Origin of the sequence: Collinsella aerofaciens, assembly GCF_015670745.1 — a bacterium.
Lineage (GTDB): Bacteria > Actinomycetota > Coriobacteriia > Coriobacteriales > Coriobacteriaceae > Collinsella > Collinsella aerofaciens_T.
Genome location: NZ_JADPCH010000008.1, coordinates 1 through 26,357 on the forward strand (window position 1 = coordinate 1; position 26,357 = coordinate 26,357).

The following is a 26,357-nucleotide window of genomic DNA, read 5'->3' on the forward strand; positions in this document are numbered from 1 at the left end:
TCCGCATCTGATGGTGTCGACGTCAATGGTATACGGGTGCACCATCGACGTCTTCAATTCAGAAGATATCAGTGCGGGATGTTTTGGAAAATAACCCAAAACCGGCCATGTGGGGTCCTTTGGAGTCACCCTTTAGGCGGAACTCTCCTAATTATTTGGATGAGTCGTTTACTTACTTGTACTGTTACCGTCTTCCCGCTCTTGTTGGGGTATGCTTTGTTCGTATGTAAACGTATGACATGTTGATGGGGGAGGGTGCTATGGCTCGCGAGAGTGCTCGTTCTAAGGATACGGCTAAGCCTGGCATCAAGGAAGTTGCGGCGGTGGCGGGGGTTTCGCCTACTACGGTATCTCGCGTGCTTAATAATCGCGGCTATATTAGCCAAGAGACCCGCGATAAGGTCCATGCCGCGATGAAGCGCATCAACTATACGCCCAACGATATCGCCCGTGCCATGCTCAACGGTCGCCTGAATCTTATCGGTATGATCGTCCCCTATGTCAGCAGTCCGTTTCATGCCCAAGTGGTTCAAGTCATTGAGCATACCCTGGCCGAAAACGGTTTTAAGATGCTGCTGTGCAATAGCGCCAATCGACCCGAGCTTGAGCGCTCTTATATCGACATGCTTCGACGCAATATGGTTGATGGCGTCATCGTCAACTCGCTTAATATCGGTGCCGAGGCGTATGCCGAGATGGGCTTGAGTCTGGTTGGTATCGACTGCGACCTTGGCGAAGCCTCTGTTCAGATTGCGAGCGACAGCTATAGCATCGGCGAACTTGCCACGCGTCGCCTGATCGATGACGGATGTTCACGCATCCTGTGCCTGCGCAGCAATAGCCGCATGCGCATGCCTGCCAATAAGCGTACCGATGCCTACCTCGATGTTGTTGAGCAGGCCGGTTTGCCCGCGCTTGTCCGTGAGGTTGAGTTCGTTAAGCCCGACGACGAAAAGAGCGCGGTCGTTGCGAAGATCCTCGATGAGAACCCCGATATTGACGGCATCTTTGCGGGAGACGACACGATGGCGGCTATCTGTCTTAACGTGATGAAGCAGCGCGGCTTGAGCGCTCCGGGCGATATTAAGGTCGTGGGCGCGGATGGTGCCCGCCGCACTATGACGTTTATGCCTGACTTAACAACCGTACGCCAAGATATCGATCGCATCGGAGAGCTCGCGGCGCAATCCATCATTGCTCTTATTAACGGCGAAAAGCCCGAATCGAATATCAAGCTCCCCGTTGAACTCATTGAGGGTAAAACCGCGTAGTTCATCCCGTGCCAAAAGAATTCCTCAAACACCTCTGATGACCGTTCGCCGGCATATGTCAACCGTTTGCCGACGACTGGAACTGCGAAAAGACGTATTGGTGTGAAAACGTTTGACATATGAAAACGATTGACATATCTTGCAGTTGTACCGAGTTAGTATCTCGTGAGAAAGGAAGTCTCGGATGCACAAGGTGTATTACCAGCCTGAGGGAATTTGGGTAGGCGACATCATGCCGTACGGCGAGGACGGCACGTTCTATCTCTATCATCAGCGTGACACGCGAAACCCCGGACCTTTCGGAGAGCCGTTTGGCTGGGCACTCGCGACAACCAAGGACTTCGTCAATTACAAAGACTTTGGCGAGAGCCTTGAGCGTGGCGGCGACGAGGAAGTCGACCAGTATGTTTATGCCGGCACGGTGTTTAAGGTGGGCGACAAGTACCATGCGCTCTACACTGGTTGCAATCGCGATAAGGTCAAGGCACGCTTGATGAAGCAGGTTCTTCTTCACGCAACGAGTGACGACGCCGTCAAGTGGGAGAAGAACATCGCCGAGACGCTGCTTCCGCCCCAGGAGGGTTACGATGACCGCAACTGGCGCGATCCCTTTGTGCTTTGGGATGAGGAGAACGAAGAGTACATGCTCATCCTCGGCACGCGTGTGGGCGAGGACAAGCGTCTGATGACCGGTCGTCTGGTCAAGTTCACCTCCAAGGACCTGGATACCTGGGAGTTCCAGGGCGACTGGTGGAATCCGGGCCTGTACACCATGTTCGAGATGCCTGATCTCTTTAAGATGGGCGACTGGTGGTATCTGGTGTTCTCCGAGTACAGTGATGGCAACAAGACCCGTTACCGCATGTCTCGCTCTATCAACGGTCCTTGGATCACTCCTGCGGACGATTCCTTCGATGGCCGCGCGTACTATGCCGCGCGTACCGCATTTGATGGTGAGCGCCGCGTTCTCTTTGGTTGGGTTCCTACGCGTGACGAGGGCGGTGACCCCAGCTCTTACCTGTGGGGTGGCACCTTTATGCCCCTCGAGATCGTTCAGCGTGCCGACGGAACGCTCGGCACCAAGCTCCCCGACAGCATGCTTGGCGCCTTTGGCGAGGGCAAGGCTGTCGAGACCTTTGAGCTTTCCTGCGAGTCGGGCAAGGTCGAGCAGGTGCTCGTCGCGGATGCCGGCTCCACCTACTTGCTCGATGCCGACATTGAGCTCGGCGGTAACGCTGCCGGCTTCTCGGTCAAGTTCGCCGAGGACGCCGAGACTGGTCTTGCCTATGAGTTCCGCGCCAACCTGCGCGAGGGCAAGCTCGAGTTCACGCCGGCTCCCCAGTACCCGTGGTTCCAGGTCAACAACATGGGCCTCGAGCGTCCGTTGTTCTTTAAGGGCGAGGGCACTCACCATGTGCGTCTGGTCGTCGACGACGACATCGCGACCATCTTTGTCGATGATGTTGCGCTCAACGCTCGCTTCTGCAACAAGCAGGGCCAGGGTGTGGCGCTTACCGTCACCGACGGTGCGCTCAAGTGCGCAAACGCAACGATCGCGTCTCTGTAGCGGCAACGAACCGTTTTATGATTTAGAAAAGGAATGGAGAGGAACATGGACTACAAGGCAGTGTCCCAGCAAGTCGTCGACAACGTCGGCGGACTGGAGAACATCGAGGGCGCCACGCATTGCGTGACCCGTCTGCGTCTGGTGCTCAAGGATACGAGCAAATACAACAAGGCCGAGCTCGAGAACATCGATGGCGTCAAGGGCGTGCTGTACAACAGCGGCCAGCTCATGATCATCTTCGGTACCGGTACCGTCAACAAGGTTTACGATGAGTTTATGGCTCTGACGGGCGTTAAGGAGATCAGTGCTTCCGAGGTCAAGGGCGCCGAGGCGGACAAGAAGGGCAAGTTCTTCTCGGTCCTCAAGGTATTCTCGGACATCTTTATCCCCATCATTCCCGCCTTCGTCGGCGCTGCAATCATCATCGGCCTTAAGTCGCTGATCGTTGCCAACGGCCTCTTTGGCATGGAGGGCAGCCTCGCCGATCACAGCGAGTTCCTCAAGAACCTCGCAAGCTTCTTTGCCATTATCGCCACCACGTTCGACTACCTGCCTGTCCTGGTTATGTACAGCGCGGTCAAGCGTTTTGGCGGTAACCCGATCCTGGGCATCCTCGTCGGTATCGTCATGGTTCACCCGAGCCTTATGAACCGCAACACGTTCGTTATGGACCCGACGGGTGCTGAGTACTGGAACTTCGGTCCGCTATCCATTCCCATGGTTGCTTTCCAGGGCGGTGTGTTCCCCGCAATCCTGACTGCCTGGTTTATGGCCAAGGTCGAGAAGATTGCCCAGAAGTACATCCCCGAGGTCGTTTCGTTCGTCTTTGTCCCGACCGTTACCCTGATTCTTGCTAACGTTGCCCTGTTCACCGTGTTCGGCCCGCTCGGCAACCTGATCGGTGACGTCCTCGCCGGCGTAATCGATATCCTGTACAACAGGATGGGCGTCTTTGGTGCCTTTGTCTTCGCCGCGTTCCTGCAGCCGCTCGTCGTTACCGGTACGCATCAGTTCATCCAGGGTATCGAGGCAAACCTTGTTGCCACGACTGGCTTCAACTACATCCAGGCCATCTGGTCGGTTTCCATCATCGCCCAGGGCGGCGGCGCCATCGGTATGTACCTCATTCACAAGAAGCACTCCAAAGAGCGCAACATCTGCATGTCGTCCTTTATCCCGACGCTGGTCGGAATCTCCGAGCCCGCTATCTTTGCTGCAAACATGCGCTATTCGATCATTCCGTTCATCTGCGCATGCATCGGTGCAGGCTGCGGCGGTGCCTTCGTCAAGCTCTTTGAGGTGCGCGCTATCGGTCAGGGTCTGACCGGCGTGCTTGGCCTGCTCATCGTCACGCCCGAGACCCTCGTGTGGTATGTGGCTGGCAATCTCATCGCCTTTATCGTGCCGATCGTCTTGATCTTTGCCTACAACAAGGCAAAGGGCGTGCCGACCACCGATGAAGAGGGCGCTGGCGCTGGCTTCGACGTTAGCTTCTAGTTGAGCCGTTCAGTGTAATCTGAGGATAAGTCCATTTGAGGAAGGGCGTTCGACTCGTGTGAGTCGAGCGTCCTTCCCCATAGACGAGAAAGTCAACGGCGATGTTAAATAAAAAAAACAAAGTGACACGCGCGGACTATGAGCAGTGGCGTGTCGGACAGGATGAGACGGCGGCTCGCATCGCGTCCGACCCCGATAGGCTTCTGTTCCATGTGGAGCCTGAGCTTGGCTGGCTCAACGACCCCAACGGTTTGGTTCAGATTGGTGATACGTATCACATCTATCATCAATACGATCCGTTCGATGCTGCGCATGGCGGTCCAGTGCTTTGGAACCATCTGACGACAAAGGATTTTGTGACGTACGAGAATCACGGCCCCGTGCTGTTCCCCGATTCCGATTTGGATTCGAGCGGAGCGTATTCTGGTTCTGCCTTTGTACGTGATGGCAAGATTCACTACTTCTATACCGGCAACGTCAAGCATTTTGACCGCGATGATTACGACTACGTGTTGACGGGCCGTGAGCAAAACCAGATTCATATGGTTGCCGAGAATCCCGACGAATTGGGCGAGAAGCGCATGGCTGTTGGACCAGTCGATTACCCCGACGATATCGGTACGCACGTGCGCGACCCCAAGATCCTTGAGCACGATGGTATCTACTACATGGTTCTGGGCGCTCGTACGAAAGACGACCGTGGCTGCGTGCTTGTCTATACTTCGCGTGATTTAGGGGTCTGGAGCTATGCGACGCGCATTGAGCTGGGCGAGAAGTTTGGCTTTATGTGGGAGTGCCCTGATCTGTTTGAGCTTGATGGCGAGCTTATTCTCGTTTGCTGTCCGCAGGGTGTGCCTGCCGATGGTTGGCGTTACCGCAATCCGCATCAGTGCGTGTGGTTCCCCATCGAGGCCGATTGGGAGGCGCCGAGCTTTAAAATCGTCGGGAAGGGCATGCCCCCGATGGTCGATGCCGGTTTTGATTTCTATGCTCCGCAGTCCTTTGAGGATGCTGCAGGCCGGCGATTGATGATCGGATGGTCGGGTTGCCCCGATGCGACGGCGGAAAACCCGACGGTGGCGCGCGGGTGGCAGTGCGCGTTGACGGTGCCGCGAGAGCTGAGCATGCGCGATGGTAAGCTCTGCCAGCAGCCGGCGCACGAGATTGAGAGGATGCGCGGCGACTGCGTTCGCACGACAGGCGGTGAAACCGTTGAGGAGCCGGGCCGCCTGTTTGATCTCGTGGTTTCCTGTGAGGGCGCCAAGATGGTTGAGCTCGAGATTCGCAAGGGTGTCTTTGTGCGCTATGCGGACGGGATGCTTACCCTCGACATGGGTGACGAAGGCTATGGGCGCGACCAGAGGTCGATTGAGCTCGGCGAGCTTCGCGACCTGCGCGTGCTTTCGGACACTACGATGGTCGAGATTTTTGCCAACGGCGGTGAGGCGGCACTTACGAGCCGTACCTATTCGTCGGCGGTTCCGGCGATGGCGCTGCACGCCGAGGGCGCGGCGTCGATGGATTTCTACCGCCTCGCTCATTAACCGTGCATGGAGCACGATTGGACTTGTTGGGCGGAATGTGTCGCAGTTGCCGCGGCCAACTACCGTTTATCGCGTATAGCGACCGTTTGCGGAATAAGTAACACTCCTTAATAAACCGTGTAAAATCTCAGTTAAGCACGGAGTTTTCCAGGGAGACGCTGTCCTTTGTTATGTGCAAAGGGCGGCGTCTCTTTGGCGCTTAGATGCCGTTGTGCAACAGCGCGACGCGCGTGTCATGTATTGAAAAGCCAATGTCGAGATGGGTCGTGATAAGAATGGGCAAGTATGTAATCGTGGTTGAGTCTGGGTCGGATGTAACGCCGGAGCTCTGCGAGCGCTACGGCATCGTGCGCGTGCCCATGCATGTCACGATTGGTGACGAGACCGTCGAGGACGGCTCGATCGATCCGCTCGAGATTTATTCGCGCTGCAACGAGTTTGGTGTGATGCCCAAGACCAGTGGCTGTTCGCCAGCGGATTTTGCGCATGTGTACGACCGCATCCATGCCGAGCAACCCGACGCGACTATTTTGCATCTTGCATATTCCGAGGCCACGACCTGTTCGCATCAGTCCTCTAAGATTGCGGCTCAGGGGCGCGACTACGTGTTCTCCATGGACACGCGCTTTGTCTCGGTGGGCCAGTCGCTCGTTGTCGTCGAGACCGCCAAGTATATTGAGGCTCATCCCGATGCCACCGTTGACGAGATCTTTGCATTTACGAACTCCGTCATGGACCGCGTGTTGCTGGGTTTTGTTCCTACGGACCTTGCCTTCCTTAAGGCGGGCGGTCGCTTGTCCAACGTCGCATTCCTTGGTGCCCATCTGCTCAAGATTAAGCCCTGCATTGAGGTGACGGGCGGTAAGTTCGTGGCGACCAAGAAGTTCCGCGGTTCTATGCTCAAGTGCGCCCGCGCCTTCATTGACCACATGGTTGCGAAGGGCGAGATTGACTACTCGCACATTGGCCTGGCGTATTCGGTGGGCCTTTCCCAGGAGCTGCGCGATGACATGGAAGTCTATGCGCATGACCTGGGCTTTAAGGACGTTACCTGGACTCAAGTCGGCGGCGTCATCTCGAGCCACTGTGGCCCGACCGCCTTCGGTGCGGTGCTCACGCTTAAGGCGTAAAGGCCGCAGGCGAGCGTTCTTCAGCCTGACATCTCGACGTAGACCCCAGCCATGGTGATGGGGGATAGATTAAAACGTGCCATTCTAGCCCGAGACGTTTAAACGCAAGCGCATGGGCTAGAATGGCTCTGGCATTTTAATTGGTTGCATCCAAGGAGAGGCAAGGTAGCGGGAATGGCTGAGATGACGCTTGAGGGTGTGGACGCTCGTCCTGAGGATTCCGCATTTGCCCTAGGCCGCGTGCATTCAATCGAGACGATGGGAACGGTCGACGGACCCGGCATCCGCTTTGTGGTGTTTGTTCAGGGCTGTCCCATGCGCTGTGCGTATTGTCACAATCCCGATACTTGGTCGGTTAGCGGCGGCACCATGGTGACCGTCGAGCACCTTATGGACGAGTTCCAGAGTAACCATGAGTTTTACCGCAGCGGCGGAATTACGGTTTCGGGCGGCGAGCCACTTCTGCAGCCCGAGTTTTTGGCCGACCTGTTCCGTGCAATGCACAACAACCCCGATGGTCGTGTACATACCTGCATGGATAGCTGTGGCTACGCCTTCGACCCTCAGCATCCCGAGAAGTTCGATGCCGTTCTCAACGAGACCGACATGGTACTGCTCGATATTAAGCATGCCGATCCGGTCGAGCATAAAAAGCTGACCGGCTGCGATCCTGCACGTATCCTGGCGTTTGGCGATGAGCTTGCCCGTCGCAAGATCAAGGTCGTTATCCGCCACGTGGTTGTGCCGGGCATTACCGACACGGTGGAGGAGTGCGAGAAGCTCGGTTGCCTCATCGCTCCATGGCACAACGTGGTGGGCCTGGAAATGCTGCCGTATCACACGATGGGTGTCGTCAAGTACGAGCAACTGGGCATTCCCTATAAGCTTGAGGGCGTACCTCAGATGGATACCGCGCGCATGCCCGAGCTGCGCAATGCCGTCATGACGGGCATGAAAAAGCGCCGCGCGGAACTCAAAAACGCCATCGGCTAGCGAGCCATTTTCGCTCCCCAAGGGCACTCATTGGGGACAGACTTAAATGAGCGCCCCTGGGCACCAAGTTGATTGCCAAAGAGCCCCGTCCCAAAAAGACTGGTCAAGGTTGCGGTGAGATGCGCAACAGAATCGTGCCATTTGGATAAATACGCTTGTGGTTTCTTTAAAGACACCTTAAACGCCGCTGAATATCTTTGGAAAGAAATGCCTGCTCGGTATCATGCTGCTCGTATATAAACGGTAGCAGTCAGGAGACCACGTGCGAAACATCGCATCGCGGGACGAGTATGTGCCGCAGCATGGCAGCAGATATAAGACGAAGGACACGTCTTCGTGTGGCCTTGCCGACACTCGCATCCGCGTGAGGAAGATTGCCGCCATTGGGATGCTAACGTCGGCGGTTATTATCCTCGGAATTACCGCCAAAACCTACGCATCGGAGCGAATGGCACATTCAGATGCGTCAACGGTACAGACGCAAAACAAAAAGGTCTCTGAATCTAAAGTCACCGCAAGTCAAACCCTGTCGACAGCGAACCTCAAGACGGGGCTTTCGAAGGCTGACTTTAACGATATTCCCTCAGGCGATACCGTGCAGACCTTCTCACTGGTTGATGACCAGATCCTCGCCCTGGAGGATGAGAACCTCGCCGCACTCCAGAATGCGCTTGACCAGGCGCAGGAGCTGGGCGATGTGGGCGTGGTGTTTTACGACCTGTCGAGCGGTAAGGGCGTGACGTATAACGCTGATGTCGAGGTGTACGGTGCGAGTAGCTACAAGGCACTCTATGCGTTGTACATCTGCGAATCTCTGGTCGAGACGGGCCAGGTTTCACTCGATGACTTCCTTGGCACCTATGGTGGCTACAACATGGGTTGGCAGACGGTACGCGACTTGATCGAGGCCGCGGTCGTTTATTCAGACAACGATTCGTTTATTGCGTTACGTGCGGCGTTTGACCGTGTCGGTTACGAGGATTGGATTGTCGGTCTTGGCATCGGTTACGATACGGCACTGGATCCGATGAGTGATTTTCCGATCTACTGCCCGCGCACTTCTGCGAGGTTATGGCGTGAGATGAGCGAGTATCTGAGCATGGATACCGAGACTTCACAGTGGTTGTCGGGCCTTCTGACATCAACATCGCGCTCGTTTATTCGCGATGGCATTGCGGACGAGCAGGTTTTGGTGCGCAACAAGGCAGGCTGGATTAGCGAGGATGGTTACTATTCGACATGCGATGCAGGCCTCATCGACATCGATGGCCGTACCTATGTCATGAGCGTCATGACATCGATGCCATGGGGTGACCGTTCGAGCGAGGTTACGGCCGCGATTGCAAAGGCTCTGTTTGATACGCGAGCTGCACTGGCTTAGCGTGTTCGTTTGGCGAGGTCAAACAAAATGCTGGTACCATACCTTGGTTGAGAATTTCGTATAGGTTTGGGGAATGGTATGGCTACCATCGCGATTATCGGTGCGCTCGAAAAAGAGATCATGCAGATTAAGGAAGAGCTGAGCGACGTTTGCGAGGCACGGGAGGCGGGCTTGACCGTTGTGAGCGGTGAGCTCGACGGCCTGACAGTTGTCGCCACAACGGCGGGCATGGGCACGGTGAACGCCGCCGCTGCAACACAGCACCTCATTAGCAAGTATGCTCCGCAGGCTGTTGTGTTTTCGGGCATTGCGGGCGGTTTGAACCCCAAGCTCCATATCGACGACGTGGTCATTGGCAAACGCCTACGCTATCTGGATACCGATACCGCGCTTATCGCCGAGTCCGCACCGGGGCTCGAGGAGTTTGGCTCGACGCCCGCGCTGGTCGATATTGCCGCCGACGTGCTTGCTGGACGTGGGTTTGTTGACGCTTCGAAAAATGCAGTCGCTTCGAACGAGGGCACCAAGCAGTTCCTGGTCGGCACGATTGCCACGGGTAACCGCTTTGTGACGGGCGCCACCATGCGCAACGACGCTATCGAGGCGACGCATGCCGATTGTGTCGGCATGGAGGGCGCGGCAATTGCCCATGTCGCAACCAAAAATGGTGTCGATTGCCTGGTGTTGCGCGCTATCAGCGATAATTGTGACGAGGCGTACGATGCAATTTGCGAGCGAGAGTTCGATCTGTTCGAGTACGCGCGTGTCGCAAGTGACATTACGCTCGATATCGTCCGCCGCATTGCCGCTGCGCAATAGCGCGTCTATTTGTAAGAACCTACGACCAAGGAGTGTCCATGGCCGATTCCATTAACTACCAGCTTGCCAAGTTCGTCGCCAGCTATGGCAAGGTTTCGCAGATTCCCGAGTCCACCTGCCCCGAGGTGAGCTTTGTCGGCCGCTCCAACGTGGGCAAGTCGTCGATTATGAACAAGCTATTTGGCCGCAAGAACCTAGTCAAGGTTTCCAGTACGCCGGGCAAGACGAGCAACATCAACTTCTTTGAGGCCGATGACGTGCATTTCGTGGACCTGCCGGGTTACGGTTTCGCCCGTCGCTCCAAGGCCGAGCGCGACCGCTGGGCCGAGCTTATCGGCGACTTTTTCGACTCCGAGCGCAGCTTTAACTTGGTCGTCTCACTGGTGGACATTCGTCACGACCCCAGTAAACTCGACCATGACATGATCGACTACCTGCAGGGCAACGAGTTCAACTTTATCGTCTGCCTCACCAAGGCCGACAAACTCAGCCGCACCCAGCAGGCCCGCCAAGCAGCAGCCATCAAAAAGCAGCTCAACGTCCCGGCCGAAAACGTAATCATCACAAGCTCCCAAACCGGCACCGGCATCGACGAACTAAAAAAGCGCATCGCCGAGGCCTGCCTCTAGTCAGGCTGCAGCCCTTCAAAAGCTCCTATCTATATCACCTCAGTGATAGTTATTGGTAAACTATCGCTGAGGTGATATTTTTTAGGAGGTCGATATGGAGCTTTGGCACGGGTCGGAGGTTGTTGTCGAGCATCCATCGTTGGATAAATGCAGGCAATTCAATGACTATGGGCGCGGGTTTTATTGCACACCGCATGAGGAAATGGCAATGGAGTGGGCATGTCGGACCGAGTCTGATGGCATTGCCAATCGATATGAGCTTGATTTAGATGGCCTTGCGATTTTGGATTTGGAATCAGGTGAGTTCTCGATTCTCAACTGGCTTGCAATTCTGGCGAATAACAGAGAGTTCAATGTTTCAACGCCAGTAGCACGCGAGGGGCTTCGTTATCTGCTGGATAACTGCCTGATTGATATTTCTCCCTATGACGTTATTCGAGGCTATCGTGCAGACGATTCCTATTTCTCGTTTGCAAGACAGTTTGTCAACGGCATGATCTCGCTCAGGCAATTGCAGCGCATTATGTTTTTGGGGGATTTGGGCATTCAATATGCGCTTATGAGTGAGCGTGCGTTCTCGGCGATTAAGTTCCGCGATTGGAAGCAGGCTTCGGGAGCTGAGTTTTATCCCAAACGATTTGAGCGAGAACAGAACGCTCGACGAAAGTACCTGGATACGGTAAACGGATTTGACTCTGATGGTGTCGACATTAGGGATTTGATGGCAGGGAGGGTTGATTTGAATGATCCAAGAGTTAACGGATCGTGGGCCGAGTAGGACATACCCCGTCTACTACCTCGAGGACGCAATGAACAATCTCGGCGACTGCTTTGACTATGCCGTTAACGATTATGGAGCAGAAGGATCGGAAGTTGCTGAACTCTTTTGCTTGAGCGGCGTAGCTCGCGAGTTCGAATGCGGCAACGCATGGGTAGTGTCGGGAAAATCGGGCGTTGAGCTGTTCGCGCTTATCGCCGAAAGGTCGGGCTATCAATCAAGGCCGATGCCAAATCGAACCTACCGATTCGAAAAGACACCGGAATATTGGACAGGCTGGATATTGGCATACCTTCAGTGGCGCCTAGGAGAGTCTTTCGAAGATTTGCTGCATGTCGTTCCATTCGATGTGCTACGCAGTCTGTACTACCCCTGGCACGAAGCCTCGGAGGAACGCGTGGCTCGCCTCGTCTGCGATATGGCGAAAAAAGCGTCCAGGCAAACCAAGCTTGCGTTAGCAAGAAAGAGGCTCAAGAAAACCCAACAAGATCTGGCATACGAATCGGATGTGTCACTCCGCTCAATCCAAATGTACGAGCAGCGCCAGAGAAACATCAATGAAGCTTCGGTAACAAGCGTAAGAGCCATAGCAAAAGCCCTCCACTGCAACATCGAAGACCTCCTAGAACCAGTCTTCGAATACAAAGAAACCAGCGCAGCGTAAACCAAGCGCACAGGCGAAGCCTGTCACTAGTAAGTGTCCCTACCTAGCAAGAGCCCCTACCAATAAAAAGCCAGATTATCAGCCCGGCGCCCCTTCAAAGCGTGGGTCCCTGTAGACATCCTCAGCAAGGTGCGCGCAGGGACGGTCGGGATGTTCCCTCAAAATCATTCCGCAGCGCGAAGGCCCCTTGTCCGTCGCTCCGCAGGAGCAGGACAAGGGGCCTTCATGCGCGAGGACGATTTTGAGGGAACATCCCGACCGTCCCGGACAGGTATATGAGGAGGATGTCTACAGGTACTCGATTTGAGCGCCTTCCGTGTCGCACGTCAGAATATGCGTATCACACTTAGGGAACTGCTCGCGCAGCTTGACCTGCAGGAACTTTGCCACGATAGTGTCGTCAGTCACGGCCATGAGGGTCGAGCCCGAACCGCTGATCCAGATGGTCTTGGCGCCGCCGTTAAGGCAGGTGTCGCGCACGGCGTTGTAGTCGGGAATCAGACGGCGACGATAGGGTTCCTGGATGCGGTCGTCGTTGGCGGCGGCAATCAGGTCAAGGTCGCCGGTCTCCAGGCCGCGCGTCATGCCGGCGATGCGGCCCATTTGCCATACGGCGGTGGAGAGTGGAATCTCTTGCGGCACAACCTTGCGCGCCTCGCTCGTATGCACCTCGTAGGGCGGAATTACGGTAATAAAACGCAAGCGATCGCTCACCTCGTAGCGCAGGCACTGGGGGAGCGAATCGGTCGCCGCAAAGGAGCAGACGGCGCCGCCCAGGATAGCGGGGGCGACGTTATCGGGATGGCCCTCGACCTCGGTGGCAATGCGGACGAGCTCGGCACGGTCAACGGTGTGGCCTGTCAGCGCGGCGGCGGCCATAATGCCGGCGACGACACAGGTGGAGCTGGAGCCCAGGCCGCGGGCGACGGGAACGTCAGTCTGAATGTCGATGGCGACGGGGAAGGCCGGCTCGCCCCATGCGGCCAGTGCATCGACAAAGCTAACGTAGACCAGGTTGTTCTCGTTTTGGAATTCCTCGGGGCAGCCCGTGATGGTGAGCTTGTCGGCGCGCTCGAAGGTGAAGTGCGAGTAGAGGCTGACGGCCATGCCGAGGGTGTCGTAGCCAATGCCTAGGTTCGCGCTGGTGGCGGGGACGGTGATTTTGATCATGGGAATCTCCTGGGCGGTCTGCCTGTTTAGTTCGCTGCTCGGGCAGTCCTGGCTCGCTCGGAAAGCACATTAAGTGCTTTCCGGCTCGTGCGGAACTCGCGACGAACTAAACAGGCAGACCCGCATGTCAGCTCGTCATTATCCCGGTGAGTATCTGATAAAAGAAGGTGCGCCGGCTTTCGCCGGCGCCTAGTAAGGGTTTAGTTGGTAGCCATCTTTTTTGCAGCCTGCTCTACGTAGTTGGCCATGTCGGCTACGTCGCAGACGTCTTCGAAGCGGACGGGCTTGGACTCGAGCTCGGCGAGCTGGACCGGGGCAACCGTGTTGGTTGCCTGCTCGAGCACGCGCATAGCCTCAAAGTCGTCCTCGGGAACGTCGAGCCCCAGGGCGTCGCAGCAGGCGCGCGGGAACTTGTAGGGGCTGGCGGTCGAAAGCAGCACGCGAGCCTTGGCGCCCTCGGTGGGAGCGACCTGCTCAAAGACGTGATAGCCGCAAGCGGTGTGCGGGTCGATCACGTAGCCGTTCGCGTCCCAGCAGCTCTTGATGGCAGTGCGTACCTCGTCCTCGCTGGCCCAACCGCAGCCAAAGACGCTCTGAATCTTTGCCAGCAGGTCGGCGGGAACTTCGTAGCGACCAGTCCGCGCCAGCTGTTCCATAAGGCCGGCAACGAGCTCACAATCGCCATCGGACAGGAAGTAGAGCATGCGCTCCAGGTTAGAGCTGATGAGGATGTCCATCGACGGCGAGATGGTCGTGAAGAACGGACGGTTGCGGTCGTAGACGCCGGTGGTCAGGAAGTCAGCCAGCACGTTGTTCTTGTCGCTCGCGACGATGAGCTTGGCGACGGGCAGACCCATGCGCTTGGCATAGTAGCCGGCCAGGATATCGCCAAAGTTGCCGGTCGGTACGCAGAACTCCACGGCGTCGCCGGCCTCGATGGCGCCGGCGCGCAGCAGCTGCGCATAGGCGGCAAAGTAGTAGACGACCTGCGGCACCAGACGGCCGACGTTGATGGAGTTGGCGCTCGAAAGCACCGTGCCGGCGGCATCCAGACGCTCGGCGAGCTCCTTATCGGCAAAGATGCGCTTGACGGCGCTCTGGGCGTCGTCGAAGTTGCCGCGGATGCCGCAGACGGCGACGTTGTCGCCCTCCTGTGTGGACATCTGCAGATTCTGCACACGGCTGACTTTGCCCTCGGGATAAAAGACGGTGATGCCCGTACCCGGGGCGTCGGCAAAGCCGGCGAGTGCTGCCTTGCCCGTGTCGCCCGACGTGGCGGTGACGATCATGATGCGCTCGGCGCCGCCGTCCTTGGCGGAAGTGCGGGCCATGAGGCGGGGGAGCATCTGCAGGGCGACGTCCTTGAAGGCGCTCGTGGGGCCGCCAAAGAGCTCCATCACATAGGTCTGAGGGGCGACAGCGCCCGGCGCAGCGTCGAGTTTGACGAGCGGTGTAACCTCTTCATTCGCAAACGTACCGCGGTAAGCCTCATTCACACAGGCTGAAATTTCTTCGTCCGTGTAATCGTTCAGTAACATTCCCAACACATTTTGAGCGATTTCAAAGTACGATTTATCTGCAAGCGAGCTGATATCGACCTGCTGGGTGCCAAGCTCGTCCGAGACAAACAAACCCCCGTCGGGAGCTATGCCGGTGCGGATTGCCACCTTACTTGAGCATGATAAAGTGCGTCCTCGTGTACTATGATAAGTTCCCATATAACAGTGCTCCTCGGATACCTTGGTCCCAATCGGTGAACCCATGGTATCAGAGCACGCAAAACAGGTTTGCAGAGGCTTTTAGAAAGGTAACCTCCAGCCCATGATTAAGATTGCCAAGTTTGGCGGCTCGTCGGTCGCCGACGCCGAACACTTTAAGAAGATCAAGGCCATCGTCGACGCCGACCCTGCTCGCCGTTTTGTGGTGGTTTCCGCCTGCGGTCGCCGCTTTAAGGGCGACACCAAGGTGACCGACCTGCTCTACCTGGTTAACGCGCACGTTAAGTATCACGTGTCGTGCGAGGAGCTGCTCGAGGACATTGGCCAGCGCTATTTTGATATCGCTGATGAGCTGGAGCTCACCTATCCCATCCGCGAGGAGTTCGCGGCCTTTGCCGAGCGCGCCCGCTCGGGCGGCTACTCCACCGAGGAGCTCGTGAGCCGTGGCGAGTACTTCACCGCTCGCCTGATGGCCGAGTACCTGGACCTGCCGTTCCTGGACGCCGCGACGGTTGTGGCGTTCCATCATGACGGTACGCTCAGCATGAACCGCACCTCCGAGCTGGTGCAGGAATACGGCCAGCAGGGCGGCTTTGTTATGCCCGGTTTCTACGGCGCGACGCGAGAGGGCCAGATCAAGCTGCTCGATCGTGGCGGCGGCGATATCTCGGGCTCGATCTTGGCCAAGTGCCTGGGCGCCGACCTGTACGAGAACTGGACCGATGTCTCTGGTTTCTATTCTGCCGATCCGCGTATTGTTCCCGAGGCTCAGCCCATTGCGCGCGTTACCTACGAGGAGCTGCGCGAGCTTTCGTACATGGGCGCAAGCGTCCTGCACGAGGAGGCCGTGTTCCCCGTGCGCGAGGCAGGCATTCCGCTGGTCATCAAGAACACCAATGCGCCGCAGGACCCCGGCACCATCATTAGCGAGACGGCTGACGAGGGCGAGGCGGAGCCCATCATTACCGGCGTGACCGGCAAACGCGGCTTTGTCGCCATCAATGTGGCCCGCGACCGCACCAAGCCCCGTGTCGGCTTTATGCGCCGCGCGCTTTCGGTCTTCGAGCGCTATGACGTTTCCGTTGAGCACATGCCCACCGGTGTCGACCGCTTTGGCGCCGTGGTGCAGGAGCAGGACGTTCACGATTCGCTGTACTCGCTTGTGAGCGACATTCAGCAGGAGGTCGAGCCGCTCGAGATCGAGGTTGTCGAGGGCTTGGCGCTCATCGCTACCGTCGGTCGTAACCTGCGCGGCCGCGCGGGTATCTCGGGCCACCTGTTTGGCATGCTTGGCCAGGCCGGCGTGAGCGTGCGCATGATTTCGCAGAGCTGCGACGAGATCAACATCATTATCGGTGTTGAGGAGAAAGACTTCGACCTGGCGATTCAGACCATTTACCGTGCCTTCTCCGACGAGAACGGCATTGTGAAGGTCTCCGACTTGGAGGCTCCCACGCCGGTCGATCCCACCCTGGCTGCGCTCAAAAAGTAGCGACTGCTCGGTAGATTTTTTGGGTCATGTCTCAAAAATCTACGGCGGGGCGTTTCGTTTCGGTTTCGTTTCGACGGGGCGGGTTTCGTGCCCGCCTCGTTCTTGTATACACTGGCAACAATAATCGGCCTGCTCGGCGTGCGGGCAAAAGCCATAACCTTTAAAGGGGGAAGCATGAAACAGTACACGGTTGCTATTTTGGGCGCGACGGGAGCCGTGGGCACCCAGATGCTCGAGTGCCTCAACGAGCAGGAGTTCCCGGTTGGCAAGCTCAAGCTGCTGGCGAGTGCGCGTTCTGCGGGCAAGACCGTCGAGTTCCGCGGCGAGCAGATCGTGATCGAAGAGGCTTGCCCTGAGGCCTTTGAGGGCTGCGACATTGTGCTCGGAGCCGCTGGCGACGATATCGCGAAGGAACTGCTGCCCGAGGCCGTCAAGCGCGGCGCCGTCGTGGTCGACAACAGCCATGCCTTCCGTATGGATCCCGAGGTGCCGCTGGTCGTGCCCGAGATCAATGCCGACGATATCAAGTGGCATCACGGCCTTATCGCCAACCCCAACTGCGCGACCATTATCGGTCTGGTTCCCACGTGGCCGCTGCACCAGCTCGCCGGCGTGAAGCGCATGATCGTCTCGACGTATCAGGCGGCTTCGGGTGCCGGCGCTCCCGGTATGGCCGAGCTCGAGGCCCAACTGGCCGCCCTGGGCCGCGGCGAGGAGATTCCCGAGCCGCACGCATTTGCCGCCCAGCTCGCGAGCAACCTGATTCCGCAAATTGGCGGCGTCAAGGAAGAGGGCTTTACCTCCGAGGAGATGAAGCTGCAAAACGAGGGCCGTAAGATTATGCACCTGCCCGAGCTGCGCGTGAACTGCACCTGCGTGCGCGTGCCCGTGCTGCGTTCGCACTCCGAGAGCATTACGCTCGAGTTTGAGCGCGATATTACGGTGGAAGAGGCCCGTGCTGAGCTGGCTGCTGCTCCTGGCGTCAAGCTGGTTGACGATATGGCTGCCGAGGATGCGCACGACCGCTTCCCCATGCCGATGGATACGTCCGACCAGGATTTGATTTGGGTCGGTCGCGTGCGCCGCGACATCTCGAACCCCGAGGCCGCGCGTGGCATCACCTTCTGGTGCTGCGGCGACCAAATCCGTAAGGGCGCGGCAACCAACGCCGTCCAGATCGCTAAGCTGCTCTGCGAGTAGCGTGACCTGTCCGGCGGGGGCCGGGCTTAGTTTTCAGAACGTCCTCGACCATGTGTGGCGCCTTGTCCTGCTCCTTCGGAGCCGCGGACAAGGCGCCACACTGGTCTGCGGAGTGTTCTGAAAACTAAGCCCAGCCCCCGCCTGCGGCGACGCTGCTGCAAGCGATCTGCGATGGGGTCGTTGTCGGTTGGGGCCGCTGGGCTGATGTGGGGGCACGTGGCTGTTGCGGGCCCTAGTCCCGGCGGCGACCCCGGCGCTTCGCGCCTGCCGCCTTTTGGGACTGTGGAGCGCCGCCGGCAGCTGCGGCGCTGTTGCGCCTGCTGCCTGCGGGAACTTTGGGGTTGAGGCGGTAACTTTGGCGCGCCTGTGTTTGTTGCTTGTGAGGGCTTAGGGGTTGATGCGAATCGAAGGTGAATGGTTTTCCGGGAAGTGAACGACCTATTTTGGACCCTTGAAGCATCGGCATATTTTGGCCGCCATTTCCTGCGGTTTTATCGCATGAATCCTGCTGTTTTGCAATTAAAAAATGCGGATGCTTCGGGGCCCTAGTTTTACTCGTCCACTTCTCGGAAAACCATTCACCTTCGTTTTTGCCGGACATCGTTTTGGGCGTTGCGACTCGGTATCGGCCGATATTGAGAGGGAAAACGCCCTCTCTTGGACAATCGAGTCTGTCCGGACGCATCTGCGGGAGTTGTCTGCACAATTCGCGGTATTATGGAGCGGAGTTTTGAAAGGAGCCGCTGGTGGTCACGACGACGTTTGCTTCGCCTTTGGGCGAAATCTTGCTTGCCGCTGATGGCCGCGGTCTGACGGGGCTTTGGTTTGAGGGGCAGGAGCACTTTGGCTCCACGCTTCTCAAAGAAGATGCGGAGTACGTTGAAGGTGCCGATGCGGTTTCTGGTGCTGGCGGCATGTCGTCGGTGAGTCCCGCAAATGGTGTAGCCTCTTCGGTGCTTGAACGTTCCTGGGCTTGGCTGAATGCTTATTTTGCAGGGCAGGAACCTCGGTTTACGCCGCCGTTACATATGATCGGCACGGCGTTTCAGCGCGAGGTTTGGTTTGAGCTGCTTTCCATTCCGCGTGGCGAGGTTGCCACGTATGGCGAGATCGCCCGGCGTGTTGCGGCTCGACATCGTGTACCGGGAAACGAGGCGCCCGTTGTGTCTCCTCGTGCGGTGGGGGCTGCGGTCGCACGTAATCCCATTTCGATTATCGTGCCGTGCCATCGCGTGGTGGCGGCCGACGGATCGCTCAACGGATATGCCGGCGGCCTTGACCGCAAGGAGTGGCTGCTTCGGCTTGAGGGCGCGTACGAGGAATAACGCCAGGGCACTTTGCATGACGAAGGTGCCGCGAAGGGACGAGTCGCTGTCCTTTCGCGGCGCCTTTTGTTTAGCGGCGGGAAACCCCTATTGCTCTTGCAGGTCGTAGACGGTTGTGTTGCCGATGGTCTGGGCCGTGTAGTTTTGAGCGACCCATTCGGCGATCTCGCTTGCAGCGCTCGAGCCGCCCATCTGCGTGCCGCCCATACCGCCACCCATGCCGCCGCTTGCGATGTAGTAGCGGATGAGGCCTTGGGCAACGTAGACCTTGAACTCATCGAGCGTGGGCGCGGGATCCGATCCGTTAAAGCCACCGATGGCCATGACGGGAAGCTCGCTTGCCAGCTGGTAGCTCGCGGCGTTTTGCGATCCCGTGGTCGCTGCTGCCCAGCGGTAACCGCTGGCATTTTGTGTGAGCAGCTCGACCAGGCTATCGTTGGCGGACGTGCCGCCGAGCAGGCTGGATCCGCCGTCAGGCGTAGCTCCGTTGCCACCGGGGCCGCCACCGCTCATGCTGTCACCGGGTCCTGCCGTGACAATCGAGCCAGTGTGCCCGGTCGAAATCGTGCAGGTGGTCCAAACAATCGGCCCAGCTAAGAGGGCAACGATGCCGATCGTCGCAACGCCGCGGGCGCCGTGTTTCAGAGTCAAAGGCCATGTCGTAGGCAGGCAATCCTGCATCCAAAAGCCGATGATGCAGAGTGCAAGTCCTGCCACCACGCCAATCACGCCGATGCAGACGCCCAGCCAGACAAAGCTGCCGGAGCGTAATATCAGCGCCATATCCCAGGCGCTCGTTATGGCAATCAGAAGCCCCGTGATGTTCGGCATCCAGGAACGATTACGAAGCTCAAGCAGGCTGGCGCCGCATATGGCGACCAGTACCGCGATGGCGGGGGAGAGCGCCGCGGTGTAGTAGGCGTGGAAGATGCCGGCCATAAAACTAAAGACGAGCCATGTCACGACAAGCCAGGCGCCAAAGATGACAACCTGAGCGCGGCGGATGTGTGCAACGGTGTCCAGACCGGCCTCACCCCCACGTTTGTCCAGATAAAACCTGCCAAAATAAACCTGTCCCCTTTTGGCGGGCGTGGCGGCGATAAGGCCGAGAATAATGGCAGCGAAGGCGATGGGGGCGAGCCAGGTGATCTGGTCGCCAAAGTCGCTCGTCCATAGACGGAACAGGCCAGTTTCGCCCCACATGCCGCCCTGGCAGGCGCCGTTGAGCGCCTCGGACGCTCCGGGGATGACCGAGCCGGTTTCGTTGCCGGTCAGGCGCCCCAGGCCGTTGTAGCTAAAGGTAAGTTCGATAAACGAGTCGGTTTGTGAGCCGCCAAAGTAGGGGCGCGAGCCGCTCGGCACTAGCACGGTGAGCGCTACCCACCAGCCGGCGCCGACAACCATGGCACCGAGTGCCACGACAGCGTCGAGCAGGCGGCGCGGCCAAGTCGTGGGCGAAAGCAACAACATGGCCAAGCCAAAACCGGGGAGTACCAAAAGCACCTGGAACTGCTTAGTCAAAAAGCCCAGGCCGATTAGCAGGCCGGCCACGGCATACCAGCGGGTGCGCATGCGATTGCCGTGACGGTCCGCTGGCAGCTCGAGTCCGCGCAGTACGCAGGCGGCGGCGCTCAGCATAAGCAAGATGAGCAGGGCATCGGGGTTGTTAAAGCGAAACATGAGGGCCGCGACGGGCGCGGTGATAAACACGATGCCCGCCACGATGCCGCCGGCGTTGCCCCAAACGCGGCGCACGGTGGCGTACAGCAAATACGTGCACGTAACGCCCATGAGCGCCTGCGGCAGCAGAATCGCAAACGAGCTCAAGCCCAGCAGGCGCACCGAAAGCGCCATGAGCCAGATGGATGCGGGTGGTTTATCGACGGTGATGGCGTTGCCGGCATCCAAGCTGCCCCACAGGAAAGCCTCCCAGTTCTTGGAGCCCGCCTGCGCCGCGGCGCTGTAAAACTCGTTGGCGTAGCCCGAGGCGGTCAGGTTCCAAAAGAAGACGAATGTGGCTGCAAGCATGAGCAGTGCAACGGCGATCCAGTCGATTGGGCCGCGGGCGGGGGCGAGCGATGGAGCCGAGGACGCGCGCAGCTCGCGGCGAAGAGAGCGCGCCCCCTGCGAGACATGTGCTGATTGGCGAAGGGTGTCAAAGCTCATCAGGCATCCGCCGCCTGCTTGAGGGGATAACGATACGCGCTTGTCGGCGTAGCACCTGTCTGTCCCTCGCTCGCCTTGAGCCGCTTCATGCCGGCAAGGTCCTTGCGCACCGTGTCGACGATATGCACGGTCGTGCCAGGGTCCTCCTTCCAGCGCACGGCAAACTCGCAGGATGCGATGCCCATGCGTTCGGCCAGGACCAAAAGCTCGGTATCGAAGAACCATTCGTTGTCCTGGATGAGCGGCAGCAGTGTGTCTGCGGCCTCGGCAGATATTGCCTTAAATCCGCACTGTGCATCGTGAAAATGCACGCTCAGATAGCTCTGCAGCATGCGGTTATACGAGCGTGAGATAAACTCGCGTTTGACGCAGCGTTCCACACGCGACGCTGGCAGCAGACGTGAGCCAAAGCAAACGTCGGCGCGTCCGTCCAGAATGGGGCCGACAAGCTCGGGAATCTGCCGAATATCGGTGGAGAGATCGACATCCATATAGGCGCGCACGCGGGCCTTGGACGTGCTCCATGCGATTTTGAGCGCACGACCGCGACCCTTTTGGGGAATGCGGATGGCACGGAGTGTAAAGGGAAACTTGCAGCCGAGGATGCGGGCGAGTTCCCAAGTCTTGTCGCTGCTGGCGTTGTCGGCAATCACGATTTGCCAGGTAAACGACTTGGCATGAAGCGAAATCTGGCGTAGCTGATCCATCAGCAGCATGATTGAGGAGCCGAGTTCGGCCTGCTCGTTAAAGACGGGGATGACAAAGTCGCAGTCGACTTCGCGCGGCTCGCCGCAGTTGAGGATGGAAGAAGGGGAGGGCGTGCTTTGAGCTGCTTGCTCCGTCGCTGCCTTGGTTTGTGGTTGAGCGGTTGCGGGCGCGGGGCGGTTTTGCGTGGTCGCAGGTACGGCGCGGGCGTCCTGCGCGATGATGTCGGGCTTAGTCATGATCGTGCCTTTCTGTTCAGGCGGCTAGGCGGAAAGGGAAGTCTGCGAGGTGTCGGCGTCGGCACTCGTGTCCGCAGGCGCATCGCCCGGGGCGTCGGTTGAGCTGCCATCGGTCGAGCCATCGACAGAACCGCTCGCGTCGGGTGCGCCCGTGGGCGCCTGCCCACTCGGAGCGCTACTATCCGAGGCACCGTTGCCGTTGCCGGTGGCGCCATCCGGGCTCGGTGCCCCGCCGCCCTGCATGCCGCCCTGGCCGGCGCCCATGCCACCCTGCACGGCCTGGGCCGATCCGCCGGTCGCGGCGCTCATGATGGCACCACCTGCAAGCCCGCCAGCGAGCCCACAAACGGCGGCAAGCGTTGCGACTAGGAGCAGGTTGGCGGCGCAACTGGGCTGTTTGTCGTCGTGCTCTTTGGTGGAGACCGTCTGCTGCGGAGCGGGTTCGGCGACATATGCGCGGGTATCGGGAGCGGGCGCCGACGTGCCGGCGGGCATGGCGTGCTCTCCAGCAGACTCTCCCGCATAGAGTGGATTGACGACCGTGGCGGGCACATCGCTCGCTGCGTGTTGGGATGCCGTATTGGGCTCGGCGCTCTCGCTGCCGGTGACACCGTCGGTATTGCGGTTGAACAAGCTGCCCATAGTGTTCTCCAATCGGATAGGCGCGGAGCAGCCCGCGTTGGCGGCTCCCGCATCAAAGGGGATGGCATGGTCTCAACATGCCGTCGCGAGGTGGTATGGCTGTCCTCGTGACAAAGCTGTTCTACCGCGGCTGACGCGCAGACATGCGCTCGGCATCTGCGCCTTAAGTTTGGCTAAGCCCTATCCAGCGTTTTTAGAAACGTGCAGGTTGAGCTGCTAAGGCTGCGCTAAGGCAGCTTTCGGTGCGCTATTATCGGCAGTATCGAAATCTGTATCTCCGTGCGCCAAAGGAGCAACTATGAAGCTGATGCTTGCCGAGGACGAACCCGGTCTCTCCCGCGCCCTTACCGCGATTCTGCAACATAGCGACTACGAGGTCGACACCGCGCTCGACGGTCTGACGGCACTCGAATATCTACTTGCCAATGACTATGACGCCGCAATCCTGGACATCATGATGCCCGGTATGGACGGCATCGAGGTACTCAAGCGCACGCGTGAGGCCGGCAAACGCCTGCCCATCATCATGCTTACGGCCAAAAGCGAGGTGTCCGATAAGGTCGAGGGTCTGGATGCCGGTGCCAACGATTACCTGACCAAGCCGTTTGCCGCCAAGGAGCTGCTTGCGCGTATTCGTGCCATGACGCGCGCTGCGACGGCAATTGACGCCACGACGCTCAGCGTGGGCAACGTGCGCCTCGACACGGCATCGTGCACACTCGTTGGGCCTTTGGGCGAGGAACATCTGGCCAATCGTGAGTTTCAGCTTATGGAGCTCTTTATGCGCAACCCCGGCACGCGCATGCCTACCGAGCGTCTGATGCTCGAGGTCTGGGGCGAGGATGCACCCGAGGGTGCCAACGTGGTGTGGGTCTATATCTCCTACCTGCGCAAAAAGCTGACGGCGCTGGGTGCCAACGTGGCCATCCGCGCGTCGCGCAATCAGGGATATTCGCTTGAGGTTGTCGAAGGGGACGAGCAGGCGTGAGCGCACGCGCATGGTGGAAGCGCATGGCGGCAAAGCTCGGCATGGGCGCGGACTCGGGTAATCCGGGGCGCGCCGATGCTGCCAGTGCAATGGGACGTCGCCTGCGTCGCAAGTTTATCTTGGTTGCCATGGGTGCCGTGACCGTCGTGCTTACGCTCATTATTGCCGGCATCAACGTCGTCAACTACTCGCATGTCTGTAAAATGGCCGATGCTCGCCTGGACTATATCTTGGCAGGCAAGGATGGCATTGATGGGGAGGACGAGCCTAAGACCGGTCCCGGTCAGGATGCGGTTGCCGGCAAGGTTGCTACCGGTAACCGGGCGGCCATTCGCGATGGGCATTTTGAAGGCATGACGGCGGAATCTCCCTTCGACACGCGCTACTTTACGGTGACACTTGCCGGTGGGCAGGTGACCGATGTCAACACGGCCCGCATTGCCGCGGTGGGCGCCAAGCGTGCTGCACGCATCGCGGCAGGACTGTATTCCAAGGGCTGGACCTCGGGCTTTTCTGGTAACTACCGCTATACAGTTACGGTTCAGGGCGACGAGACAACCTATGTGTTCGTCGACTGCTCGCGCGAGCTTGCAAGCTTTCATTCGTTTTTGAGCGCGAGCGTGGCAATCAGTTGCATTGGCTGGCTGGCGGTGCTGGCAATCGTGGCGGGCGCCTCGGGTGCGGTGATTCGGCCGATGGTCGAGAGCTACAGCAAGCAAAAGCGCTTTATTACCGATGCAAGCCACGAGATCAAGACGCCGCTGGCCGTGATTGATGCCGCTAACGAGGTGCAGGAAATCGAGAGCGGCGAGAGCGAATGGACGCAGAGCATTCACGAGCAGGTTGCACGGTTGACGGCGCTCACGGAGCGTCTGGTATTTTTGGCTCGCATGGACGAGGGCTCGGCGGGCTTTACTATGACATCGATCGATCTTTCGGAGACTGTGGACAAGGCGGCGGCGCCGTTTGAATCGGTGGCGGTTTCGCGCGGAAAGCGGCTGTCGACGTCGATCGCGAGCGGTGTGCGGGCCCATGCCGATGCCGCGGCAGTGGCGCAGGTTGTTGAGCTGCTGCTGGACAACGCCACACGCTACGCAAGCGAGGGCAGCGTGATTGAGTTGAGTTTGCGTGCCGTCTCGCGCGGTGCGGGCAAAGGCTTGGCCGAGCTTGTCGTATCGAATGCTGTTGATGAGCTGCCCGAGGGTGACCTGGACCGATTGTTCGACCGCTTCTATCGTGCGGACGTGTCGCGCAGCTCCAAGACAGGCGGCTCGGGTGTGGGCCTGTCCGTGGTGCGAGCCATCGCCGAGGCCCATGGCGGGAGCGCTTCTGTCTGCGGCCGCGGCAACCAGATCACCTTCACCGTCCGCTTCTAAAACCTGCCAAAAAGGGACAAGTTTATTTTGGCAGGCTCTATCTGGGGAAACGCCGACGGGGAAGGCTGTGGGCGGAGGGTACGTCCCGGCGTGACGCTGCGGAGTGGGACGTACTTTCCTCTTGGGGCGTCTAGCGGAAACTGTATCCCAGTTTGAGGCTTCAGAACGGGACGCAATTTCCCCTAGGGGATATAAGATGCGACGGGCCACGTCAGGATAATTACCGGACGGCCTGGGAGACGGCTGGTTGGCTTAAAACCTAGCGCGTGAAATGACGCTCCACACTATTCAGCGCGCTTGATAGGATGACGAACCACAGTCTTAAGTTTCTCCGGTGCACATTTGCGCGGATCGGAGAGATAGATTTCGTGATGTAAGCGGGTGTCTGAGAAGTCGGGGACATAGCCCTGCTCGGTCGCGTATTCATACATAGCGTCTACGGTTGCCGGCTCGCTGTCATAGGGTCCGGTATGCATGCATTGAACGCAGAGACCTTCATCAACTTTAAGCAGCTCGACGGCGGAAAAGTCCAGTTTCTTTTTGGTCGTGGCTTCCGCGACTGCCCAGTCAAAGTCATCTCGGGTGACGAAATCGGGCAGGCGAATGCACGAGATAAAGTTGAAATCGTCCTTGCGTACATAATCGATGTCGCCGCTCGGGGAGTCTTGCCACCAGAAACCCTCGAGCGGCGGTACCACAAAGTCGAAATAGCCCTCGATACTCCTTGAGCCTTTCTTCGACATCTTGACGGTATAGGCGATGCCGTAAAGCAGCGGCAGGGCGTTTTGATACTCGCCACCTTCGGTATTTGGGTCGCCCTTTCCGCGAACTGCAACGTAGCTCATAGGCGGGACAGTTACGATACTCGGCTTGCTTGCAGGTTTGTAGAGCTCCTTGCATTCCTTCTTAAAGTCGAACGCCATGTTGGCCGTCTTTCTGCGTATCGGCCTGCTTAGATAGCGGAATCATATTATAGAAACGAACAGCTGCTCGAATGATTTGGCTGACAGATTGAGATGCGTGCGTTGTGTTTGGCGGTCGGCCTGACCCCGCCGATGATGTC

The 26,357-nt window shown here is 58.4% G+C and carries 22 protein-coding genes; 16 read left to right on the plus strand and 6 right to left on the minus strand.

All coding sequences use genetic code 11. The features are described from left to right. Window positions 1-260 precede the first annotated feature (260 nt). The 11 genes from I4W07_RS04075 to I4W07_RS04125 all read left to right on the plus strand — a co-directional run bounded on the left by I4W07_RS04075 (window position 261) and on the right by I4W07_RS04125 (window position 12,273). The gene (locus I4W07_RS04075) at window positions 261-1,271 is read left to right on the plus strand and encodes a LacI family DNA-binding transcriptional regulator (RefSeq protein WP_225093894.1); all 1,011 of its coding nucleotides are present in this window, start codon (window positions 261-263) and stop codon (window positions 1,269-1,271) included. Between the two features lie 184 nt (window positions 1,272-1,455). Further along, complete coding sequence (locus I4W07_RS04080) at window positions 1,456-2,838, plus strand: family 43 glycosylhydrolase (RefSeq protein ID WP_196025694.1); 1,383 nt, start codon at window positions 1,456-1,458, stop codon at window positions 2,836-2,838. A gap of 45 nt (window positions 2,839-2,883) precedes the next feature. Continuing rightward, window positions 2,884-4,335 (plus strand): PTS transporter subunit EIIC, encoded by a 1,452-nt coding sequence (locus I4W07_RS04085; RefSeq protein WP_052044095.1) that lies wholly within the window; start codon window positions 2,884-2,886, stop codon window positions 4,333-4,335. A 101-nt stretch (window positions 4,336-4,436) separates the two neighbouring features. Further along, the gene (locus tag I4W07_RS04090; protein ID WP_196025695.1) at window positions 4,437-5,879 is read left to right on the plus strand and encodes a glycoside hydrolase family 32 protein; all 1,443 of its coding nucleotides are present in this window, start codon (window positions 4,437-4,439) and stop codon (window positions 5,877-5,879) included. A 275-nt stretch (window positions 5,880-6,154) separates the two neighbouring features. After that, window positions 6,155-7,009 (plus strand): DegV family protein, encoded by an 855-nt coding sequence (locus tag I4W07_RS04095; RefSeq protein ID WP_229107860.1) that lies wholly within the window; start codon window positions 6,155-6,157, stop codon window positions 7,007-7,009. Window positions 7,010-7,183: 174 nt separating this feature from the next. Then, complete coding sequence (pflA, locus tag I4W07_RS04100) at window positions 7,184-8,002, plus strand: pyruvate formate-lyase-activating protein (protein ID WP_196025696.1); 819 nt, start codon at window positions 7,184-7,186, stop codon at window positions 8,000-8,002. A 448-nt stretch (window positions 8,003-8,450) separates the two neighbouring features. After that, window positions 8,451-9,383, plus strand: coding sequence for a serine hydrolase (locus I4W07_RS04105; RefSeq protein ID WP_196025697.1), 933 nt, complete (start codon window positions 8,451-8,453; stop codon window positions 9,381-9,383). 78 nt (window positions 9,384-9,461) lie between these two features. Beyond that, the gene (mtnN, locus tag I4W07_RS04110) at window positions 9,462-10,202 is read left to right on the plus strand and encodes a 5'-methylthioadenosine/S-adenosylhomocysteine nucleosidase (protein ID WP_196025698.1); all 741 of its coding nucleotides are present in this window, start codon (window positions 9,462-9,464) and stop codon (window positions 10,200-10,202) included. A 38-nt stretch (window positions 10,203-10,240) separates the two neighbouring features. Continuing rightward, window positions 10,241-10,831 (plus strand): ribosome biogenesis GTP-binding protein YihA/YsxC, encoded by a 591-nt coding sequence (gene yihA / locus I4W07_RS04115; protein WP_006234871.1) that lies wholly within the window; start codon window positions 10,241-10,243, stop codon window positions 10,829-10,831. Between the two features lie 94 nt (window positions 10,832-10,925). Further along, window positions 10,926-11,609 (plus strand): DUF3990 domain-containing protein, encoded by a 684-nt coding sequence (locus I4W07_RS04120; protein ID WP_117758363.1) that lies wholly within the window; start codon window positions 10,926-10,928, stop codon window positions 11,607-11,609. Between the two features lie 31 nt (window positions 11,610-11,640). After that, window positions 11,641-12,273, plus strand: a complete 633-nt coding sequence (locus I4W07_RS04125; protein WP_196025699.1) for a helix-turn-helix transcriptional regulator — start codon at window positions 11,641-11,643, stop codon at window positions 12,271-12,273. A 288-nt stretch (window positions 12,274-12,561) separates the two neighbouring features. Here I4W07_RS04125 and thrB read toward each other — a convergent pair whose 3' ends face one another. Beyond that, window positions 12,562-13,443, minus strand: coding sequence for a homoserine kinase (thrB, locus tag I4W07_RS04130; protein ID WP_196025700.1), 882 nt, complete (start codon window positions 13,441-13,443; stop codon window positions 12,562-12,564). Between the two features lie 200 nt (window positions 13,444-13,643). Then, window positions 13,644-15,161, minus strand: a complete 1,518-nt coding sequence (gene thrC / locus I4W07_RS04135) for a threonine synthase (protein ID WP_196025701.1) — start codon at window positions 15,159-15,161, stop codon at window positions 13,644-13,646. Window positions 15,162-15,264: 103 nt separating this feature from the next. Between thrC and I4W07_RS04140 the strand changes: the two genes are divergently transcribed. The 3 genes from I4W07_RS04140 to I4W07_RS04150 all read left to right on the plus strand — a co-directional run bounded on the left by I4W07_RS04140 (window position 15,265) and on the right by I4W07_RS04150 (window position 19,178). After that, window positions 15,265-16,653: an aspartate kinase gene (locus tag I4W07_RS04140; protein ID WP_196025702.1), complete on the plus strand. Its 1,389-nt coding sequence runs from the start codon at window positions 15,265-15,267 to the stop codon at window positions 16,651-16,653. 174 nt (window positions 16,654-16,827) lie between these two features. Further along, window positions 16,828-17,853, plus strand: a complete 1,026-nt coding sequence (locus I4W07_RS04145) for an aspartate-semialdehyde dehydrogenase (protein ID WP_196025703.1) — start codon at window positions 16,828-16,830, stop codon at window positions 17,851-17,853. Window positions 17,854-18,599: 746 nt separating this feature from the next. Continuing rightward, window positions 18,600-19,178: a methylated-DNA--[protein]-cysteine S-methyltransferase gene (locus tag I4W07_RS04150; protein WP_238057754.1), complete on the plus strand. Its 579-nt coding sequence runs from the start codon at window positions 18,600-18,602 to the stop codon at window positions 19,176-19,178. Window positions 19,179-19,265: 87 nt separating this feature from the next. Here I4W07_RS04150 and I4W07_RS04155 read toward each other — a convergent pair whose 3' ends face one another. From I4W07_RS04155 to I4W07_RS04165, 3 genes are read right to left on the minus strand one after another with little or no spacing between them, the layout of a single operon-like run. Continuing rightward, window positions 19,266-21,344 (minus strand): ArnT family glycosyltransferase, encoded by a 2,079-nt coding sequence (locus tag I4W07_RS04155; RefSeq protein ID WP_196025704.1) that lies wholly within the window; start codon window positions 21,342-21,344, stop codon window positions 19,266-19,268. Beyond that, window positions 21,344-22,288, minus strand: a complete 945-nt coding sequence (locus I4W07_RS04160; RefSeq protein WP_196025705.1) for a glycosyltransferase — start codon at window positions 22,286-22,288, stop codon at window positions 21,344-21,346. Before I4W07_RS04160 ends, I4W07_RS04155 begins: the two co-directional genes overlap by 1 nt. A gap of 24 nt (window positions 22,289-22,312) precedes the next feature. After that, window positions 22,313-22,930 (minus strand): hypothetical protein, encoded by a 618-nt coding sequence (locus I4W07_RS04165; RefSeq protein ID WP_196025706.1) that lies wholly within the window; start codon window positions 22,928-22,930, stop codon window positions 22,313-22,315. 298 nt (window positions 22,931-23,228) lie between these two features. Between I4W07_RS04165 and I4W07_RS04170 the strand changes: the two genes are divergently transcribed. Both I4W07_RS04170 and I4W07_RS09310 read left to right on the plus strand, forming a co-directional pair. Further along, window positions 23,229-23,918 (plus strand): response regulator transcription factor, encoded by a 690-nt coding sequence (locus I4W07_RS04170; protein WP_196025707.1) that lies wholly within the window; start codon window positions 23,229-23,231, stop codon window positions 23,916-23,918. Continuing rightward, window positions 23,915-25,294, plus strand: a complete 1,380-nt coding sequence (locus I4W07_RS09310; protein ID WP_196025708.1) for a sensor histidine kinase — start codon at window positions 23,915-23,917, stop codon at window positions 25,292-25,294. The genes I4W07_RS04170 and I4W07_RS09310 overlap by 4 nt, the downstream gene beginning before the upstream one ends. A gap of 284 nt (window positions 25,295-25,578) precedes the next feature. Here the strand turns inward: I4W07_RS09310 and I4W07_RS04180 are convergent, their stop codons facing one another. Then, a complete protein-coding gene (locus I4W07_RS04180) occupies window positions 25,579-26,217 on the minus strand; it encodes a GyrI-like domain-containing protein (protein ID WP_196025709.1) in 639 nt (212 codons plus the stop codon). Between the last annotated feature and the right edge of the window lie 140 nt (window positions 26,218-26,357).

Bases quoted from the DNA above. Each gene is read 5' to 3' on its own strand.
- I4W07_RS04075 (WP_225093894.1), top strand. From the start codon at position 261: ATGGCTCGCGAGAGTGCTCGTTCTAAGGATACGGCTAAGCCTGGCATC.
- I4W07_RS04080 (WP_196025694.1), top strand. From the start codon at position 1,456: ATGCACAAGGTGTATTACCAGCCTGAGGGAATTTGGGTAGGCGACATC.
- I4W07_RS04085 (WP_052044095.1), top strand. From the start codon at position 2,884: ATGGACTACAAGGCAGTGTCCCAGCAAGTCGTCGACAACGTCGGCGGA.
- I4W07_RS04090 (WP_196025695.1), top strand. From the start codon at position 4,437: ATGTTAAATAAAAAAAACAAAGTGACACGCGCGGACTATGAGCAGTGG.
- I4W07_RS04095 (WP_229107860.1), top strand. From the start codon at position 6,155: ATGGGCAAGTATGTAATCGTGGTTGAGTCTGGGTCGGATGTAACGCCG.
- pflA (WP_196025696.1), top strand. From the start codon at position 7,184: ATGGCTGAGATGACGCTTGAGGGTGTGGACGCTCGTCCTGAGGATTCC.
- I4W07_RS04105 (WP_196025697.1), top strand. From the start codon at position 8,451: ATGGCACATTCAGATGCGTCAACGGTACAGACGCAAAACAAAAAGGTC.
- mtnN (WP_196025698.1), top strand. From the start codon at position 9,462: ATGGCTACCATCGCGATTATCGGTGCGCTCGAAAAAGAGATCATGCAG.
- yihA (WP_006234871.1), top strand. From the start codon at position 10,241: ATGGCCGATTCCATTAACTACCAGCTTGCCAAGTTCGTCGCCAGCTAT.
- I4W07_RS04120 (WP_117758363.1), top strand. From the start codon at position 10,926: ATGGAGCTTTGGCACGGGTCGGAGGTTGTTGTCGAGCATCCATCGTTG.
- I4W07_RS04125 (WP_196025699.1), top strand. From the start codon at position 11,641: ATGAACAATCTCGGCGACTGCTTTGACTATGCCGTTAACGATTATGGA.
- thrB (WP_196025700.1), bottom strand. From the start codon at position 13,443: ATGATCAAAATCACCGTCCCCGCCACCAGCGCGAACCTAGGCATTGGC.
- thrC (WP_196025701.1), bottom strand. From the start codon at position 15,161: ATGGGAACTTATCATAGTACACGAGGACGCACTTTATCATGCTCAAGT.
- I4W07_RS04140 (WP_196025702.1), top strand. From the start codon at position 15,265: ATGATTAAGATTGCCAAGTTTGGCGGCTCGTCGGTCGCCGACGCCGAA.
- I4W07_RS04145 (WP_196025703.1), top strand. From the start codon at position 16,828: ATGAAACAGTACACGGTTGCTATTTTGGGCGCGACGGGAGCCGTGGGC.
- I4W07_RS04155 (WP_196025704.1), bottom strand. From the start codon at position 21,344: ATGAGCTTTGACACCCTTCGCCAATCAGCACATGTCTCGCAGGGGGCG.
- I4W07_RS04160 (WP_196025705.1), bottom strand. From the start codon at position 22,288: ATGACTAAGCCCGACATCATCGCGCAGGACGCCCGCGCCGTACCTGCG.
- I4W07_RS04165 (WP_196025706.1), bottom strand. From the start codon at position 22,930: ATGGGCAGCTTGTTCAACCGCAATACCGACGGTGTCACCGGCAGCGAG.
- I4W07_RS04170 (WP_196025707.1), top strand. From the start codon at position 23,229: ATGAAGCTGATGCTTGCCGAGGACGAACCCGGTCTCTCCCGCGCCCTT.
- I4W07_RS04180 (WP_196025709.1), bottom strand. From the start codon at position 26,217: ATGGCGTTCGACTTTAAGAAGGAATGCAAGGAGCTCTACAAACCTGCA.